An 18,783-nucleotide genomic window follows, 5' to 3' on the forward strand; every position below is an offset into this window, starting at 1 on the left:
CTGGGAAATTCTGAGTTAGATGATGTCCAAGCAATTAGGGACATCCAATTTTTTAAATACCACCAAAATTTGTAGTGCGAACGCGAGAGCGCGTCCAAAGGACAAACGTCTCGCTCGCTGGGATTCAAAACCCGCATTTCTCACAAAAAGTAGGGGCGGGTTCACAGATATGCTTTCGTAATTTACGACTATCTGGCTTAACCCGCCCCTACGGCACAAGACACGGAGAAGAAAAAATCTCGTGAGAAATCCGGGAAAAGCGAGCTTTTCGGCTCGCACTACGGAATATGGCTAATTTCGCTTTCGCGCTTTTAGCTAATAAGTAGGGCGGTGCAATTAAACATAACTGGCGAGGACTGTCATTTGTCATTTGTCATTGGTAAGGGTTTCAAGCCAATTTACGTTTCGTAACATAGTTTGGTTTTTTTCCACCGACTTACTTAGTTTAAAAGGCTATTTATGGGTAAGTCAACTCAACCGAGTGCGTTAGCAAAGCTCGCCGTAGGCATCGCGGCAGATAATCAAATAAAAACTAGCTTTAATTGTGAAACTTTCACACTTCCCGGTATGAAAAAATTGGCTAGTTTCAATTATCAGTTAGAAGTACTAATTGTTGATTTGACAGAAAGCCTGATTGAACGCCCTAAAAAAACAAAAAATTTACCTAGGCTTTACATTTTTACTTTGTGATTGAGCCTCGATAAATTCGCTCCATCTGCTCTGGAGATAGTACTGTCATTGGGAACCATTCGTATTCCAAACTCGGGATTTCCTGAGGTAATTTATACGCCTGTTGTTGAATTATACTTGAATTTATTTCCACATTGCTAGTTAAAGATGGGCTAATTAACTTCTCATTTATCTCTGATGGGGGAAGCTCATTTTGCAGCAAGACATAGGCGTGCTTTTGTGGATCGTATCCTAAAACTTCTCCTGCCTCAATTTGATAAATCCAAGCATAAATACTAAGTTTTCCTTGGTAGAGTTTAGAGCGAATCACCGGATAAGTCCGTAAATTTTCGATTTGGGTAAGTACGTTTTCAGCAATAATTATTTCTAAAAGTTCTTCCCCTTCGTAGTGGCTGTAGTTTTCTTTCACTAGCTTGCGGGTGGCTTCTGCATACTTGAGCCAGTCATGTACAAGCGGCATTTCTACCCGTAATTTGTCTAACTTCATTAACCCTTTCATGGCACCACAATGTGAGTGACCACAAACAATAATCTGTTGAATATCTAATGCTTGAATAGCGTATTCAATTGTTGCTCCTTCACCGCCATTAGTAGCACTAAATGGGGGAATAATGTTGCCTGCATTGCGGATAACAAATAATTCTCCCAACCCAGCTTGTGTAATCAAGTTTGGATCGATACGCGAATCCGAACAAGTAATAAATAATACTCGAGGCTTTTGACCATGAGAAAGTTGCTCAAATAGTTCTTCATTAGCAGTAAAATAACTACTTTTAAAGTCGCGCAAGCCTCTAATCAATTTTTTCATATGATTTCCTAAATAAACGAATATGTAATACTTCAAACTTGTCAGAACATTTAATTCTGGAGTTAAGTCAGTAGAGATGTGCAGAAATGTGCAATTAATCTACAATTGGTGTGTACTATTGAACTTTACTGATGATAAAGGTAACGCGGATAACTCCATTAAATATATTAAACAATATTAGTAAACAAATTGACTCAGTTGATCGGCTTTTAGGATTACACCAGCCAAGAAATTAGTGAAAGATCAAAATTTATTCTAGTATGTTTTAAATAGTCTTGTTAAACCACTCTCTGTGGTTAGAGCTTTAAGGTGCAATTAATCTGCAATTGGTAAGAAGTAGCCTGTTAAACCGTCTCTGTAGCAGCGGCTTTTGCGTCTGTGTTTGATTTTAACTGCGTGACGATAGCTTGACGAAAGCGATCGCTCTTGCTTTGACGTTGGCGCTGTGTCTCCCACAAGAAAAGCGATCGCGCAACACCTACCACAAATGCGATCGCAGTCTGGTTTGCTTACTCCAGCCAGTTATTACCCGGTTTTGCTGCTTTGGCTTTGATTTCCAACCATGAGCAGCAAATTTTTGCTGTTTGATTTTTTCCAACCACTGCATAAAACCCAAAACCTGAACGTGTAACTCAGCATGGAGTTCAAAAACTAAACGTTGGCAAAATTAGAGGAGCAATTAAAATGCTGATTAATTCTCAAGGTAACGATTACTTTATTAATTTAGATATTGTCACTGTACCGATTAATACCATTTCACGAAAAGCCTGATACAAATAAAGCCGATAAAATAAAATCCCACCCTGTAATAGATTTAACTTGAGAAGCTGTCAATTTATTTAGCTGTTTCCACACAGCTTCTCGCAATTCATCTAAGTTTTGAAAACATTCCCATTTCAAAGTCTTCTTGATTTCTTTCCATAGTCTTTCAATGGGATTTACTTCTGGTGTATGGGGAGGTTGGAACAAGAGAATTACATTGGACGGAACTCGTAAATATTTGCTGAAATGAAACGCTCCATTATCAACTTGGATGATATGTATTTCTTCTGGATACAAGGCGGCAAACTTTTCTAAAAACATTTCAAAACATACTGTATCCAAGTGTGAAAATTATAGAGCAAAGTTATTGCCAGTTAATGGTTCTACAACTCCATAGATGTAAAAGTTATCTCGCTTCCACTGCGTCAAACCAACTGGTTTGACTCCGGTCAGTGTTATCAATTTTCCCGTTATCGTTTGAAGACCAAACCTACTTTCATCTCCACACCAATAACGTACTTTACGATGTTGTTCTAACGGTGATATTAAGTACTTTTTTATTAACTCTAGCCAGGAAGGAAGTTTTTTTTAAAGTCTTCTTCTATGCCCTTGTGTTGTTTGATGCTACGTGGACGCGGTGCTTTTAATTTTGCTTTTAGTTTGTAACGCACAACTTCATGCACAACTTTATAAGATGCTTTGATTCCTTCAGACGCTAAAAGCCATGTCTGGACTTCCTGATAGCTTTTAAACCCTTCAGGCGCAGACAGTTCTTTTTTGATTAGCGATCGCACCTCCGGGGGAATAGTTTTTGGTCTTCCTGGACTTTTACCCAGTTCGAGCAAGGTGCTTAACCCGCCTTCTCTATAGCGTTTTAGCCACCTCTGCACAGTCATTCGTCCTCTGCCTAGCACTACTGCTAAGTGCTGCACCGTTTCTACTTGTCGTGTCTTGAGTAAGTACAATGCCTGTATTCTTTCTTTTCCGTATCCAGTTTTTTGCTGTCTCAATAGCTCTTGAAGTTCAGCAATTGTTTCTTTTATCTCTAATTTGAGCACCCTACACACTGTTTTTCATGAGTAATTTACCTGCCATTATATGTATCACACTTTTAGTGAAATGGTATAACTATGTATTTCCTTTGCAATGAAAAAATATTCTAATCATTAACTTACAAAACCCGCAACTCGTAGGGGCGGGGTCACCCCGCCCCTACAATGTGGCATAATTTATTTTTTGGAGTTCCTTTAGTGTTAATGAAAGGGTTCCCTTTGTTAACCAACGATCGCAATTGTGGCTAGTTCAGTCAAAATTGCGCTTTTGTGAGATTTTTTGTGAGATTAAGGAGCAAGATGCTCCCACTACCAATTTATTTAAGGCAAAATTAGGACACGCCAAGCACACAGCAGGCGATCGCACTAGATACTACCAAAGGTGACACCCTGTTGTTTAAGCCATTTGCGGTAAGCTACAGAATAGCGATCGCTTGGCAAATGTATCTCTGCTTGCAAGTCTAAAGGCAGACGTCGTGGTCGCTGGGATTCTACAATGGTAATGTCTTGACTGATAATCTGGTCTTGCCTAGCAACAAAGGCTGGCTCTGGAATGTGATGAAGATAGTTTTCCAGCAGCCAGAACCAGAGAACGCACTCTTCCTCATCGATGGGAGTAACCATAAAAAATAGACTCATGAGACTATCATCTTGTGCCCGTCGTTGGAAGTATCCAATTAGGGGATGATAAAGGTGATACTGAGTCGTCACAAATGACATCGGTGCTGAGGGTTGTCCCGACCTTGTAATTACTTCCCACACACCGAATTTGAAACTCAGATTATCTGGATGCAATTCTAAATCACAATGGGTTACTTCCGCATGGCTGGAGTCGGCAAATACTCCTTTATGCACAAAGGCGAAGTGGGCTGGATCGATGAGGTTTTCAACGACACGTAGAGGGCTGGACTTGAACTGGTAGGGGCCGCAGAAAATTTGGCGACAGGAGGAGTCTTCCCAATCTGGATATGTAGGTATATTATATTGCGGTGTTCCTAGACAAACCCACAGCAGATTGTAGCATTCTTGAATATGGTAAGTTTGGATACAAGCTTTTGCGGGGGGCGGCTGGTCTGGGCTAGCCGGAACTCGCACACATTTACCTTCGGTGTTAAAAGCTAAGCCGTGGTAAGGACAAACCAGTGTATCATTCTCCACCCATCCGAGTGAAAGTTGCGCTCCCCGGTGAGGGCAAAAGTCCCGCCAAGCAAGAATTTTTTCCCCATTGTGCCAAAGGACTAAATCTTCACCTAGTAGACGCTTTTGTAGAACAGTTCCAGGTTGCAAGTCTTGCGAATGTGCTAAGACATGCCAATTATTTTGTAAAAACTGGTCTTGCACCATGAAGATTCTACCCATCGGGTGAGTAAAGATTATGATAATTGTAGCTGGGGAATGTACCCAAGTGCGATCGCTTCTTTTGGGGTTGGTGCTGTACTTTCGGTTAACGCGCTCTACAAAATCAGCGATCGCATTTCCAGAGTAAGTAGGAGATGCGATCGTTCATTTTATCTTTTGGCTCAAAATTATAGTCAACTCTGAAGATTACATTTTTAAATGCTGGAGAATTAAAGAACAAACATCAGTTGCAGGAATTAAGCCTTCATTGACTAGATGAGTTTGATGGCTGATAAACATTGCCCCCTCGCTTGGGGAAGTTGTCACACAACCGTGAGAACCCCGAACTAAGGAAGCATCGAGAGGAATCACATCCATCAGGTAGCGGAAACCTAATTTTTTCTGTAACAGCTTAGAAGCAATTTTAAGTTTAGGAAACTTCAGCTGCGGATCGAGGAAAAGCTCTACAGGATCGTAACCTGGCTTGCGGTGGATATCTACAGTTCTCGCAAAGTCAGGCGCTTTGGCATCATCCAGCCAGTAGTAATAGGTAAACCAAGCATCAGATTGTGCGATCGCTACTAACTCCCCAGATCGAGGATGATTAAGATGGTAGGTTTGTTTTCCCTCTTCATCCAATACCTGGGCTACCCCTTCAGTTGTCTCCAGCAAATCCCGCACTTTCGGAATATAAGCCGGATCATTCACATATACATGAGCAACCTGATGATCTGCAACAGCAAAAGCAATACTAGCACCAGGATCGAGTAATTCTAATCCTAACTCTTCTCTCACAGCAATTAAACCATTTTTTCTGAGTACACGGTTTAAATCTACTGCTTTAGAAACGGGAGTAATGCCATATTCTGAGAGAATAATTACTTGCGTATTTCTTGCTTCATAATAATTAATTAAGTCACCACAAACAGCATCAATTTCTTGTAAATCTTTTTGTATTTCCTTTGTATCTTGACCAAATTTTTGTAAGCAGTAATCTAAATGAGGTAAATAAATTAATGTTAGTGTCGGACTGTAGCGTTCCTCCATCCACTTGGCAGAATTAGCAATCCATTGGCTAGAAACAATTGAGGTATTTGGCCCCCAAAAATTAAACAGAGGGAACTGACCTAAATCTGATTGAATATCCTCCCGGATATTAGCAGGATATGTATAAATATCAGGTAATTTTCTGCCATCTGCGGGATACATTGGGCGCGGTGTGATGGCATAGTCTACAGAAGAATACATATTGTACCACCAAAAAAGGTTAGCACAAGTAAAACTTGGGTCAATAGATTTAGCAATTTCCCAAATTTTCGGAGACTGGATTAATTTATTAGACTGTCGCCAAAACTTAATTTCACAATCATCGCGGAAATACCAACCATTAGCTACAATCCCATGTTCATCAGGCAATTTTCCTGTTAAATAAGTAGCCTGAACAGAACAAGTTACCGCAGGTAATACGGGTGTAATTGGTACAATTTGACCTTTCGCCGCCCATGCAGATAAAAAGGGTGTATTTTCGCCGATTAAACTCGGTGTTAAACCGACAACATTGATAACAACAGTTTTTTGCATTAACTTATCGAAAATTTGGGTCTAAAACCTCGCCCTGGAAGGGCGACTTTATTGGTAAAATCACTTTAACAGGAGGGTAATCAACCTGTTTAAAAACCCGATTGCTACCTAACACGTAGACGCTGTACCTTGACAACTGAATCTAGGGGGTTCTACAAGTTGCTCTAGTAGTGCTTTTGCACAACCTGAACGTAGGTAAAAGATTCACAGGAGCTAGACTACCAGCATTAAACAAAAAACAAATTTTGCACGGCAGTTGCTTCAAGTCGGGAAACCGCAAGGGCGCACTGCCTCAGCAATGCAACTACGGTAGGGCATACCGGAAGTTAAAGCTTGGGGAGAGAACCACCTCTGGGTTAGGTAACGCAAGGAGCCTAGTCTAAGTGGACTCGCTGAACCAAGAATCCTCGTACCTTTAGGTCGAGGAGTGTCAAATCTCTTGTTAATTATATTTGTGTCTTGACACTCCCCGTCATTGCCAGAAGCAATCTCAGTCATTGCGATTGCTACTCTCCCTTGAACGCTCCGCGAACGTCGTTCCTTCTCTCTTCTCCCAAAGGGAGACGCTGCGCGAACGAGACGCTGCGCGTTAAGCGAAGCTATGCCGCAGGCTTTACGCAATGACATCTTAAATTTAACTACCAGCAAAATTATTTAATACCCACTCATATTCACGTTGAATAGAAGTCAGCATATCTATCTTCATTGCTGATGGTAATACATCCCATGTATAAGTTTCAATTTCCAGATATGGGCAAGCATTATTTTGCTGAAGTAATTGTAAAATAGCCACAATATCATCTTGCGTAGACTGCAAAATTTCATAATCCCGGATGAAAATAGGGACATGAAAGTGAGTCCGCCATTCCTCAGCTAGCGATTGTTCTAATTGCGGTAATGCATTGATTAAATCAGGATAGTGATACAGCGTACCGTCATTACGACGTTCTATTACTTGATGAAGATAAGTAGATTCAGCAAAAGGTTGTAAGCGCTCAACTATTAAACTCCGTTGCTCAAGCTCAGATGGAATGTTTACTTGAATTGCTGCACTAATTTGCATCTTGCCGATTTTAATCCCCGCTGATTGCAACCGCCCAAACACAGATTCAGGCTGCTCATATTCTACTGAAAAATGGCAAGTGTCATAACAAATGCGTACATGGTCAAGCAATTTACTTTCTGCTAAACTCTGTTCAATCTGTAATTTTTCTCCTAAATAATTACCTGCAATCGGCAATAACCAATTTTGATAAAAATCAATTACTTCAGCAGTATTCTCAATTAAACCATCAGGCTCAGGTTCCAAATCAATATGCAGCAACTTACCTGTGGCTTGATGAATACGAATCATTTCCGCCACAACTGCGGCGATATTTAAACAGCTACTCTTGAAAACTATATCCTTCTTTTCTTCAGCTTCTAACCACCAAGGTTTATATGATAAAGGTAATGTAGAAATTCCGCCATCTAAACCTTCAGGTAACAAAGCCGCTAAGATTTTGGTTAAGTTTAATGTATATTCTACACGTTCCTGATTTGACCAATCTGGTGCATAAACTTGGTCTTTGACAATTTGTCGATGAAATCCCCCGTAAGGAAAGCCATTTAAGGTAAAAACGTATAAATCTTTTTGACTGAGCCAAGTTTGGAAATCAGCTAAATTGTTACCTGCTAAAAGTTCTTTAGCGGCTGTATCTGCTAATCGTAAACCAATCCCAAATGGTCTTTGGGGTGAGAGACGAGATTTGAGTTCGGGAATATATTTCTCTAAATTGGCAAAGACTTCTCCCCAACTTTCACCAGGATGAATATTTGTGCAATAAGTAAGGTGGAAGTTGTTATTTTTGGTAATTTTCATGTGATAGATTAATACCTTATTAGGGGTTAGAGAATGTTTTCGCTGCAAGCTCCCCGACTTCTTAAAGAAGTCGGAGATCTGACCTCTCGCGTTTACCATCTGCCTTACTTTAAGTTACCTTTAAGTTACAGCAAATATTTTGGCGAATGACATGGAAATGGGCAGTAAAATTAGGACTAATAAACCATAAGTTAAACCAGCGAAACCAGCGGCAATGGTTGCATCTAAAATAATTAGAGATAACACACCAACTTTGACTGCATTGCGGATTTTTTCTGGTACTGGTTCACGAGCTGCTTGGATAAAATTAGGTAATACTCGCACAGCTAATAAAGCCGCAAATGGTAATGCAGCAATTACTGTATATTCTGTGAAAATTCCTAACCCTAAAACTGCTGTTAATACTATTGCAATTAAAATTAATGCTATTACTCCCGTAATCTTTTTACCGCCGTGAACTTCTCCTTGACTAATTGCGGTAATTGCAGCAATGTAAAGTACCGGAATTAAGGCTAAATACCAACGTTCCCAAACTATTGCAGGTAAAGCACTGACACCTAATAATAAGTTGCTACCACGGCACAAACCCATATTCAAAGGGCCAAAAAAGGGATGATGCTTCCCTAGAGAATCATACAGTAGGGCTGCAAAAGTAATGAATATGGCGATCGCACAACTCAACCAAGATACTTGAGAAGCTGCAAAAAGTGCGATCGCAAATAATATACTTCCCAATAAAGCAGCGTTCTCACGAGACACCCGTCCACTAGGAATTGCTCTTGATGGGCGTTCTTGTCGATCTAATTCGGCATCGAAAACATCGTTAAAAACGATACCACCACCATACAAACCAGTTGTAGCTAATAACAACCACGCTAATGGAGTTAAACTAGCAAAATTTGCTGAATTGTTGATTAATTGCGCAAAAATAAATCCGGAGCCAGAAGCCGCAAAACCAACTAAAATATCAGCCCAAGCGGTAACAATGTTTGCTGGGCGCATCAACTCTAAATATCCGCGCCAGCTTTGAAAATTTAAATTTGTAATATTTGTCATTTGTCATTTGTCATTTGTCATTTGTCATTTCACCGCGTCTCCGTGTCTTCTTCCAATCCCCTACTCAATCAGTACATAATCTGCAACCGACTGAATCCCTGGTTCCTGTCCTCGCAATACTGAGTTTCCATTGAACAACTGACGCTGATCGGCAGATGGAGCATCTAGCCAGTCTGAAGCTTTCATTTGCCCTGTTTGTCCGTAAGCTGCCAGGGCGTTTTCGTAACAAACTGCTTGTACGTATTTTTCGGGTATGCCATTTTCTAACATCAATTGCGCTGTTTTCGGGACTGCTAAGGGGTCGCTCACACCCCAATCGGCGCTACTATCAACAATAATGCGACGAACGCTATCGCGTCCCGCTTCGCTAACGCTTCCGTACTGGCGGACAATCTCTACCATCCTGGCGTTACCCATTTTGGTTTTTGGGTAAATTGTGAAAGCCGCCCAAAAGCCTCGGTTTAAAACTTCTGCCACGGTTTCTTCGTTGTTGTGGTCAATAATTACTTGTGCAGGATCTAGTCCATATTCAATACAGCGATCCATGCTGCGGCTAGCACCTTCTTTTTTATTTCGATGAGGTGTATGAATTAATACCAGCATGTCGAGTTCTTTGGCTAGCGCTAATTGTTGGCAAAAGTATTTATCTTCTGCTTCTGTCATGTCGTCATAGCCAATTTCCCCAATGGCGACAACACCTTCTTTACACGCATATAGTGGTAGCAATTCCATCACTTCTGCGGCTAAGGGTTCGTTGTTCGCTTCTTTGGGGTTGAGGCCGATGGTGCAGTAATGTTGAATACCAAATTGACTAGCTCGAAAGCGTTCCCAGCCAACAAGGCTGCTAAAGTAGTCTTTGAATGAGCCAGCAGTTGTGCGGAGTTGTCCTAACCAGAAGGATGGTTCAATAACTGCGACAATACCATGTTCCCGCATGATTAGGTAATCGTAGGTAGTACGGGAACACATGTGAATGTGAGGGTCGATAAACATCATAAATACAATAGGGGTTAGGGGTTAGGGGTTAGGGACTAGGGGTTAGGGGTTTGTATTGAATACAAATGAAAAGCGCTATATTTTAAGTTCGATTAATTACTTATAATTCAAAACTCTCCGCGTCACCGTGTCCCCGTGTCCCCGCGTCAGTTATTTGCAGACTGCTAGGCGATCGCTGTTAAAATTACTCCAAGTTAGTTCGCCTTGTTGAATGGCTGACTGTAATTTTGGGTAACGCGAGAGTAATACTTGCGCTTCGGGTAAAGACGATTCTGAACAAGCTAATGCGGCTGCTTGTTGTTCGATAATGTCGCCATCTGCCAATACTTTGGCTAAATCTGCAACAATTGCACTATCAGCAAACTTTCCTACTGGTCGCCATAGTTCTGGTGATACTGGGCGTTTAGCCGCCCAACGTTCATGGGCATAGTTTACCAACATCCTTGCTAATTCTGGGTTGGCACGCCGATCTAAACCATAAATTAGATGTAAAGGACTCCCGACAAACAAAGCTTTCAATACCATCTGATTCCAAGCAATATCGTCTAAATAATCCGCCGGATACGGATTACGTAGGGCGATCGCACTAAAAACATTACTCATGTTACTACGAATACCTTCAGCAGCGCGTTGGCGATGTAACTCTGGATGCGGTAATAAAGGTAGACTTTGATACAGCGCAACCAACTCTCCCAGATCCGCAGTACTGAAAACTTTATCAAGCGATCGCACATAATCCTCGGTGCGATCGTCGGGTAAAGCCAGCACCAAGATTGTTCGACCCGCTTGATCCACAGTCCAATCACCAGGAAACCAACCTGGAACTAGATCTTCGGCTGCTGCTAAGTCTTGGGGTGTTAGCTGCAAATGATTTTTACCTAAATAACGTGGTACAGCGCTGAAAGCTGTAAAAAACACTCGCTCAGGTGCGCCGTTGGCAATTTGTGACTGCTTTTGTTCCAGCCAAGCCAACCCTGCTGGGGAAACAGACTGTTCTAACCAATAATATAACAACTTTTTTACAGTACTCATGAATTAATTCACAATAATTACTTAAGTTTTTTGTGTAACAAACTTAAGGTAAAGTATTTGTTAATATATGGTTAAGCAAAGTTTAAATTTAGAAAAAATATTAACTCTTTAAAAAGCATACTCAATGTATGAAAATTTCTTTGTGAAAACTTTATTGAAACTCCAAGAAGTTCGCCAATTACAAAAAGATAGTATAAAGATGTAGTTAGAACGCTAAATTATCAAACCACTTTTTATAGAATACGGTTACACAAACAATTCAGTAATGGTATTTAATTTATAGCTAAAAGCTCAAGAAAAAGTTCGCCTAATTTTTGAATGCATCTACTAGAAAAATATCTATTTAAACTACTTAAAAAGTGAGTTAATAGCGGTTCTTATTTGCATTGGTTACAGCATAATAACAATTCTCAAACGTAGGTTCATGGTCTGCCTATCCATAACTGTTACCTACCTAAGCAAATAAGTTCAGGAATTTAATGGAATTTTAATAGGAATGCATTGATTTGTATTGTCAAAAAATATTCCTGAAAAACTAAAAATGTTGATTACACATAAGAGTCCGGTTAGCCTGCAACCAATTCAGCAATCTGTCCGCGTCCAATTTAATTATGATGTTCATTTCACTAATGGGTTATTTGATTTAGATAATCCTTTACTAGCGCAGGTGATTGCAGTAGATGGAGAAATCAAGCCGAAAAAATTGCTAGTAGTTGTAGACGAAGGATTATTAAAACATCATCAAAGATTGCTGACGAAAATATCAATTTATGCCAAATTTTATGAAGAGGCTATTACCTTAAGCCAGCAACCAATTACTATTCCGGGTGGAGAATCAGTTAAGAACGAACCAAAATTTGTAGAGCAAATTCATCAGCTGATTGATGCAGGTGGATTATGTCGCCACTCTTATGTTTTAGCGATTGGTGGTGGAGCATTTTTGGACATGGTAGGATATGCCGCAGCCACCGCTCACCGAGGAATTCGACTGCTACGCGTACCGACCACAGTATTAGGGCAAAACGATTCGGGGGTAGGAGTAAAGAACGGAATTAATGCCTTTGGTAAGAAAAATTTTCTTGGCACATTTATGCCACCTTATGCAGTCTTGAACGACTTTGATTTTCTCACAAGTCTTGACGATCGCGATTGGCGATCGGGGATTGCAGAGGCGGTGAAGGTAGCATTAATTAAAGATGCAAATTTCTTTGATTCTATTACAACTGATGCCGATAAATTAGCTCATCGTGACATGAAAGCAATGGAAAAGCTTATCTATCGTTGCGCTCAGTTACACTTAGAACATATTGCCACAAGCGGCGATCCGTTTGAAAAAGGTTCATCCCGTCCTTTAGATTTTGGACATTGGGCTGCTCATAAATTAGAACAGATTACAAATTACAAATTACGTCACGGTGAAGCTGTAGCAATTGGTATTGCTTTAGATAGTACCTATTCCTATTTAATTGGGCTGCTGACAGAATCAGAATGGCAAAATATTCTCGCCACACTCAAGAGATTAGGATTCACTTTATATGTATCTGCCCTCACAGAGCAATTACATCAACCAGATCATCCCCATAACTTATTTAATGGGCTTACCGAGTTCCGCGAACACTTAGGTGGACAGTTAACAATTACTCTGCTCCAAGGAATTGGACAAGGTATAGAAGTTCATCAAGTAGATTTATCTGTGTACAGAGAAGCTATTTCGATGCTGCAAACTTAGCAAGTTTCTTAGGGACTTACTCGTAAAAAAATATTCCATTGCTATTGTTAAGTAGGTCAACCTTAAAAAAGGTAAAATAGATCCTTTGCGATTACTTCGCTACACTACGTTCCGCTCGTAATGACATTTGACGTTTAATTAGTTTGAACTACTTAATTGTTGATGGTTGACAGTCAACAGTCAACCGTCAACCGTCAACAACTTTAACAAAATAATTAATTAAAGCGATCAACCACCCGTTTGACACTATTTGCTTGCCATTGCGATCCGCGCTCGGTTTTGTAACCATTAAGATTCATCCAAGCGGCGATCGCTTGAAAACTCTTACCGCTTTGGTGTTGTCTGCGGATGGCTTCGATCGCGTCCAATTCATCTTGATCGGGGACTATTTCACCGTTAACGGTTTTCTGAGCAAAGGTGGGAGAACCGTAAGCATAAGCATCTTTCTCTAATTTTGCTCGTTTCTCACCTTGGATGCGTTCTCGGTTCATCCCAGCTTCTAACTGTGCAACTGCGGCCATCATTGTGAGGATCATTTTTTGGGTGGGAGTACTGGTGTCTACCTCCACATCCAGCAATATTAAGTTTTTATTGAGTGGTTTAAGAACATCGTCAACAAGGAGCAGGACATCTTTGGCATTACGGACAAGACGATCGAGTTTTAAAGCCACAATTCCATCGGCTTCGTCTTGGCGTAACATATCGAGCGCTTTGTTAAATTCCGGTCTTGTACCTACATCTTTCTTTGTCCCGGCTGTGACTTCCCGGACTACCGCCACTAATTCATAATCAAAGGCTTGGCAATAAGCTTTAATTTTGCGCTCTTGATCGGGCAAGGAAGTATTGTATTCCTGCTCAATTGGGGAAACTCTCGTGTAACCTATTAAGCGCATAACTACATAGTAAATATTTGAGCTACTTTAATTAGTACATTGAATATATAGCAGATTGCAATGCAAGTAAGGTAGAGATAATTCTCTGGGGGGCACAACAGTGTTCATAGGTGTCAACTTAAGTTCAAAGGCTTATCCCACAAGCATTTTACCCCACCCCCAACCCCTCCCCGCAAGCGAGGAGGGGAGGTTTTGCCCAAATCACGCCAAAGTTGCCAGGAGTTCGAGAACAACACCATTAGTCCAGCCAAAGCCGACTTCGTTAGAACTGTATCCAAAGCAGATTTCGTCAGAAACTTGAGCAGAACAGCGTTCGACATCGTATTTTTCCACCAAACTACCGCGACGCTCAAATTCTTTAATTACCATAGCTAGGAATTTACGCGCAATGCGATCGCCTTGTTGATGATAGCCATAGCGGTGTAATCCTTGCACAGCAATTAATGTCAATGGTGCCCAACCAAAGGGCGCATCCCACTGGTTACCGGTGACACGAGTACTGGTAAATATTCCCCCTGGTGCTTCAAATAAAGAGAGATTTGACGCAACGCTTTTGGCTTGTGCTTGGGAGGCGATTCCCATCCACAAAGGATAAAAGGTGGTAGCAAATTCGTAATAGCGGCGGTTTCCACTGTGGAAATTATAGTCCAGATATAGCCCCTGTTTTTCATCCCAAAGATATTGATTCATGCGATCGCGGCGGACATCTGCGCGATCGCGCCATTGTTGCGCTAGTTGTTCGTTGCCTAAAATATCGTTAATTTGTGCTAAATCTTGTTCCATTTGATAAAGCAAACTATTCAGGCACACAGGGGCGTAGTGGATAATATCGATACTGAAAGGGCCAAAGCGATTACTGATATCAAAGCCGGATTCGCGCATTGTGCGATCGCCTTTGTAAAATAGATTGCTTAATTCGTCTGTCTCCCGGTTGTAGTAAAGGCTGACATCATAATCTTCAATCTCAAACCGTTGATAGTGTTCTTTGACACGTTCATAGTGGCTTTTTCCTTCCTCATCCCGTTCCGAGAACAAAACTTCTGGCGCAGGGCCATCACCCAAGGCATAATATCTTGATAAACCTGTGGCGGGGTTGAGGTGGGGCGGTACTACCCAGTAATAGTAAAACTGCTCTAACAGCGGTACAGTTAAACTCAGCCATTCTTGGTCTTGGGTATGCTGGAATAATGCTAAAACCATCATACTCAGGACTGGGGGTTGCGATCGCGACAGCATATAAGTACGGTTGGAATTGAGAATTGTACCGTAATGCTGCACTTGGTAAAGTAACTGATCGACTTGACTTTGAGCTAGTTCCCATTCGCCATCTCGTAACAGCCCTAACAAAATAAAATAGCTGTCCCAACCATACATTTCATTAAAGCGTCCACCAGGGACAACATAAGGCCCGGGAAGGTACAGCAATCCATGTTCCTCAATCGCCTCAACTTCCTGTGGTAGAGTGCGAATTTCAATCTGGCGCATATCTTCTTTAGAAAGCGATCGCTCCAACACAGACTGAATGTTAGGATTATCTTCGCTGGGGGAAATGTAAACTAGCCAAGGAGTTCCTGGTTTATGCTCTAGCTTAGTATCTTTGGCAGATTGCAACAAATGTTCGTGCGATCGCGTTAATGTTTTCCACGTTTTTTTAATATAGGTGCGTACAGCGTCAATTTGTGCGGTGGTAAATGGTGATGTAGTTGTCATAATTAATAAACTCAAGAATTTTTTTCTCACGCAAAGTCGCAAAGACGCAAAGAAGTATTTCTCTGTGTTCTCTGCGTCTCTGTGGTTTTTTTATCCTAGTACTCTGTCAAGCGAAGTTTGAAGGGAAAGGAACGAACCGCGAAGACACGAAGTACGCGAAGGAAGAAGGAAAGAAATTGAAGAATTTATCTACTCGTCAAAGTTGAATTGACAGACTACTAGTAATCTGTCCCATTAATTTTGCTAGGTGAACTCATTCTTCATTTCTCTTCCTTTGTGTACTTCGCTTCTTCGCGGTTCATTTTTTTTCCTCAAAATTAATGCGATAGATCATTAATGGGCTAATCACTCACCAATAAAGCAACTGGAAAATGCGCCAAAGCTGCACTAATAGATAATGTTCCTGTAGCCTCTAAAGATTGCTGAGTCAGAACATTTTTCCAAGTTGCGGAAGTTCCTTTAGGTAATTGTAGCTGGGTATCTTGCCAAACTGATTCACCGAGGGGATATTCTCCCGGCTGAATTAGGCGAGTAAGAAAGCGCGGGGCGATCGCGATCGCTGTTTGATTTCCCTCTTGTCTGGCAAAGGCGATGATATGATCGGCGTGGGTTCCCTGAATTTCTAATGGTAAATATTCACCGTCTTGAAATAATTGCACATAGTTGCTTCTGGCTTTCAAGGCTTGCACTGTTAAAAACAGTTTGATTCTGCCATCATTTTTCTGGGTGAGTAATTCTGCAATTAAGCTGAGAATATCAGTCTTAATTTGCTGTTTAATCGTACTTAAATAACTACGTCGCTGCTCAAAATCTACGGGACGGCGGTTATCTGGATCAACTAAACTTAATTCCCAAAGTTCTGTTCCTTGGTAAAAGTCGGGTACGCCAGGAGCAGCAATTTTGATTAGAGTTTGAGAAAGGGAGTTAAATATGCCATACTCTGCAACTCGCTGTTGAAATCCGCGAAAATCTGCTAAAAATTCCTGAGAGTCTAAAACTTTTTCTACAAAGTCAGCACAAGCCTCTTCATATTCACTATCAGGACGTAACCATGCTGTATGAACTTTGGCTTCCCGAATGGATTTAATGATATATTCCTTCACCCTTTCCACAAAAGATGATTCTTCTTGTTCAGTAAAAGGAAACGCCCCTACTAATGTTTGATAAATAAAATATTCATCATTGCTATCGGGTATAGATAACTTGTGACGATTGATTTTTTGCTTTTGATTCAAGCTACTCCAGCTATTAACCTGTTGCTCCCACTCATCGGGAATTTCTGACAACACATTTAACCTCGCACGCACATCTTCACCGCGTTTGGTGTCGTGGGTAGCGGTAGTATTCATTGTATGCGGCCAGGTTGCTTGGTGTTTTTGGTTAAAGCTATGAAATTCGCCTAGAGAAATACCGAAATGACTAGGATTTCCGCCTACTTCATTGAGCGAAAGTAACTGATTGTAAACATATAAGGTAGTGTCTTCTACGCCTTTCGCCATCAAAGGGCCAGTATATTGCTGCATCCGCATGACAAAATATAGCCATTGTTCGCGTTCTGTCTGAGTTAGTGAGTCATCAAACTCTAGCAGCATCAACTTTTCAATAAAGTCCATTTCATGCTGTAACAGCGGTGCTTGTTCCTTGGCTTGGCGAATTACTGCTTCAATGTAGACGCGATCGCTCTCTGTAATCCCATCAGGAGTAATGTAGGTACGATAAATAGGAAATAGGGTGAGAACTTCTGCGATCGCTCGTTTCAGTCCATTCAATGTAAAGTCATTTCCATAGCGATATTTGCTGGAAATATTCTTTAAAAGTGTAGCCAGATTATCTACATCACCTGCCAAATTTTTTTCCAGAATCAGGTGCTTATTGGCATTTACAAGCGATGCATAATTTACTTTATAGCCAATAAAGCTCTGGTAAATTTTAGCAAAGTCTGATTCATTTTCTGATTGGCAGAATACGCCATTGATATAATTTAAAAAGTCATATCCAGATGTACCCTGAATTTTCCAATCTGCTGGTAAATCTTCAGTAAGCTCCAAGATTTTTTCTACTGTGATGTAAACATCACCCATCTTTTCTTGCAGCCGTTCTAAATACTGTAGGGGGTTATAAAGTCCGTCAATATGGTCAATTCTTAGTCCAGTAAATTTACCTTCTGCGACTAACTTGTGAATTAAACTATGGGTGTTATTAAATACTCGCAGTTCTTCAACCTTCACGGAAATTAATTCATTGACAGTAAAAAAGCGGCGGTAGTTCATTTCTTCCGCCCCGACTTTCCAAAAAGCCAGACGATAAAATTGGTCGTTAAGGATGTCCTCTAGTAAATTAAAGCTCTCAGAATTACCTGGTTCACCATTGAAGATTTTCAGGTTTTCATCAATGAAATCGCGGATATCATTGTTAGTGGTGTATACTTCCCAAACTAAACCTTTGATAAAGGCGATTTGGTCTTGTCGCTGTTTACCAGCTACCTCTGAGGGCACATTTTTGAGAATGTAGAGAATTCCTAAAAGTTTGATGAAATCGGGATGAGTGCGTCCTAAAATCCGGGTGAGTTTTCCCAGATTATGAGTCAGAAATTTAGTATAAGACTCTAACCGTAGTGGCAATTTTAAACTGTAATAGTTGACAGTTAAACCGTTTTGTTCATATTTTAATTGAATGTCTCCCTTTTCTAGAGAAACACCGTAGAAGTCTCCCAATAAGGGGGCGAGAATTCGCTCTTGGCGATCGCCAAAGGGAGCATTCCAGCTCAGATCAAAGTAATCGGTATAGCTGGAATCGGGGCCGTGTTCTAACACGTCCATTAAGTATAAGTTTTCGCTACTATAAGCCATGTGATTGGGTACAATATCTTGTAACCAGCCCATACCAAGGGATTGGAGTTCTGTAACTAAAGCTTCAAAGTCCTCATTAGTACCTAGTTCAGGATTGAGTTGAGCAGCATCGACTACATCGTAGCCATGCGTACTCCCAGATCTGGCTTTGAAGATGGGGGAGGCGTATAAATCAGAAATGCCTAAGTCAGCGAGGTAAGATGCGATCGCTTGCGCTTTGTCAAAGCCAAATTGAGAGGTAAATTGAATTCGATAAGTAGCTTGGGGAATTCGCATAGATATTGTTGTTTTGACTGGAAGTTAGGGGAGTTTTGGGAACGAACCGCAGAGACGCAGAGAACGCAGAGAAAAGAGTAATTAACCTGAGTTCGATGATGCACAGGATTTTGACCTCACCCCCAGCCCCTCTCCTAACAGGAGAGGGGA

The 18,783-nt window shown here is 41.0% G+C and carries 16 protein-coding genes; 2 read left to right on the top strand and 14 right to left on the bottom strand.

What is annotated here, in order from left to right; genetic code table 11:
• Nucleotides 1–459: 459 nt before the first annotated feature.
• Nucleotides 460–690, top strand: coding sequence for a hypothetical protein (locus tag AACU32_RS23230; protein ID WP_096603585.1), 231 nt, complete (start codon nt 460–462; stop codon nt 688–690).
• Here AACU32_RS23230 and AACU32_RS23235 read toward each other — a convergent pair.
• The 11 genes from AACU32_RS23235 to AACU32_RS23285 form a co-directional block, all read right to left on the bottom strand.
• The gene (locus AACU32_RS23235) at nt 680–1,498 is read right to left on the bottom strand and encodes a carbonic anhydrase (protein WP_096603586.1); all 819 of its coding nucleotides are present in this window, start codon (nt 1,496–1,498) and stop codon (nt 680–682) included. The genes AACU32_RS23230 and AACU32_RS23235 overlap by 11 nt on opposite strands.
• Nucleotides 1,499–1,842: 344 nt before the next feature.
• The gene (locus AACU32_RS23240; RefSeq protein ID WP_339378198.1) at nt 1,843–1,983 is read right to left on the bottom strand and encodes a hypothetical protein; all 141 of its coding nucleotides are present in this window, start codon (nt 1,981–1,983) and stop codon (nt 1,843–1,845) included.
• Entirely contained in the window at nt 1,977–2,105 is a 129-nt protein-coding gene (locus AACU32_RS23245; protein WP_339378199.1) for a hypothetical protein, read from the bottom strand. The genes AACU32_RS23240 and AACU32_RS23245 overlap by 7 nt, the downstream gene beginning before the upstream one ends.
• Nucleotides 2,106–2,254: 149 nt before the next feature.
• Nucleotides 2,255–2,581: a transposase gene (locus AACU32_RS23250; RefSeq protein WP_096603588.1), complete on the bottom strand. Its 327-nt coding sequence runs from the start codon at nt 2,579–2,581 to the stop codon at nt 2,255–2,257.
• A gap of 245 nt (nt 2,582–2,826) precedes the next feature.
• A complete protein-coding gene (locus tag AACU32_RS23255) occupies nt 2,827–3,327 on the bottom strand; it encodes a helix-turn-helix domain-containing protein (RefSeq protein ID WP_096603590.1) in 501 nt (166 codons plus the stop codon).
• A 351-nt stretch (nt 3,328–3,678) separates the two neighbouring features.
• Entirely contained in the window at nt 3,679–4,656 is a 978-nt protein-coding gene (locus tag AACU32_RS23260; protein ID WP_096603591.1) for an aromatic ring-hydroxylating dioxygenase subunit alpha, read from the bottom strand.
• 201 nt (nt 4,657–4,857) lie between these two features.
• Nucleotides 4,858–6,231 carry an alkaline phosphatase family protein gene (locus tag AACU32_RS23265; protein WP_096603593.1) on the bottom strand — a complete coding sequence of 458 codons (1,374 nt, stop codon included), beginning with the start codon at nt 6,229–6,231 and terminating at the stop codon, nt 4,858–4,860.
• Between the two features lie 634 nt (nt 6,232–6,865).
• The gene (gene eboE, locus AACU32_RS23270; protein ID WP_096603594.1) at nt 6,866–8,092 is read right to left on the bottom strand and encodes a metabolite traffic protein EboE; all 1,227 of its coding nucleotides are present in this window, start codon (nt 8,090–8,092) and stop codon (nt 6,866–6,868) included.
• A gap of 120 nt (nt 8,093–8,212) precedes the next feature.
• Entirely contained in the window at nt 8,213–9,148 is a 936-nt protein-coding gene (gene eboC / locus AACU32_RS23275; RefSeq protein WP_096603596.1) for a UbiA-like protein EboC, read from the bottom strand.
• Between the two features lie 60 nt (nt 9,149–9,208).
• Complete coding sequence (locus AACU32_RS23280; protein ID WP_096603597.1) at nt 9,209–10,144, bottom strand: TatD family hydrolase; 936 nt, start codon at nt 10,142–10,144, stop codon at nt 9,209–9,211.
• Nucleotides 10,145–10,294: 150 nt separating this feature from the next.
• On the bottom strand, nt 10,295–11,176 hold the full coding sequence (locus AACU32_RS23285; RefSeq protein WP_096603599.1) for an EboA family metabolite traffic protein: 882 nt from the start codon (nt 11,174–11,176) through the stop codon (nt 10,295–10,297).
• Nucleotides 11,177–11,717: 541 nt separating this feature from the next.
• Here AACU32_RS23285 and AACU32_RS23290 point away from each other — a divergent pair.
• The gene (locus AACU32_RS23290; protein ID WP_096603600.1) at nt 11,718–12,905 is read left to right on the top strand and encodes a 3-dehydroquinate synthase; all 1,188 of its coding nucleotides are present in this window, start codon (nt 11,718–11,720) and stop codon (nt 12,903–12,905) included.
• A 215-nt stretch (nt 12,906–13,120) separates the two neighbouring features.
• Here the strand turns inward: AACU32_RS23290 and AACU32_RS23295 are convergent, their stop codons facing one another.
• The 3 genes from AACU32_RS23295 to treY form a co-directional block, all read right to left on the bottom strand.
• Nucleotides 13,121–13,798 (bottom strand): recombinase family protein, encoded by a 678-nt coding sequence (locus AACU32_RS23295; RefSeq protein ID WP_096603602.1) that lies wholly within the window; start codon nt 13,796–13,798, stop codon nt 13,121–13,123.
• A 201-nt stretch (nt 13,799–13,999) separates the two neighbouring features.
• Nucleotides 14,000–15,508 (bottom strand): trehalase family glycosidase, encoded by a 1,509-nt coding sequence (locus AACU32_RS23300; protein ID WP_096603603.1) that lies wholly within the window; start codon nt 15,506–15,508, stop codon nt 14,000–14,002.
• Between the two features lie 341 nt (nt 15,509–15,849).
• Nucleotides 15,850–18,633 (bottom strand): malto-oligosyltrehalose synthase, encoded by a 2,784-nt coding sequence (treY, locus tag AACU32_RS23305; RefSeq protein WP_096603605.1) that lies wholly within the window; start codon nt 18,631–18,633, stop codon nt 15,850–15,852.
• Between the last annotated feature and the right edge of the window lie 150 nt (nt 18,634–18,783).

Source organism: Calothrix sp. NIES-2100, assembly GCF_963875285.1.
Taxonomy (GTDB): Bacteria; Cyanobacteriota; Cyanobacteriia; order Cyanobacteriales; family Nostocaceae; genus Aulosira.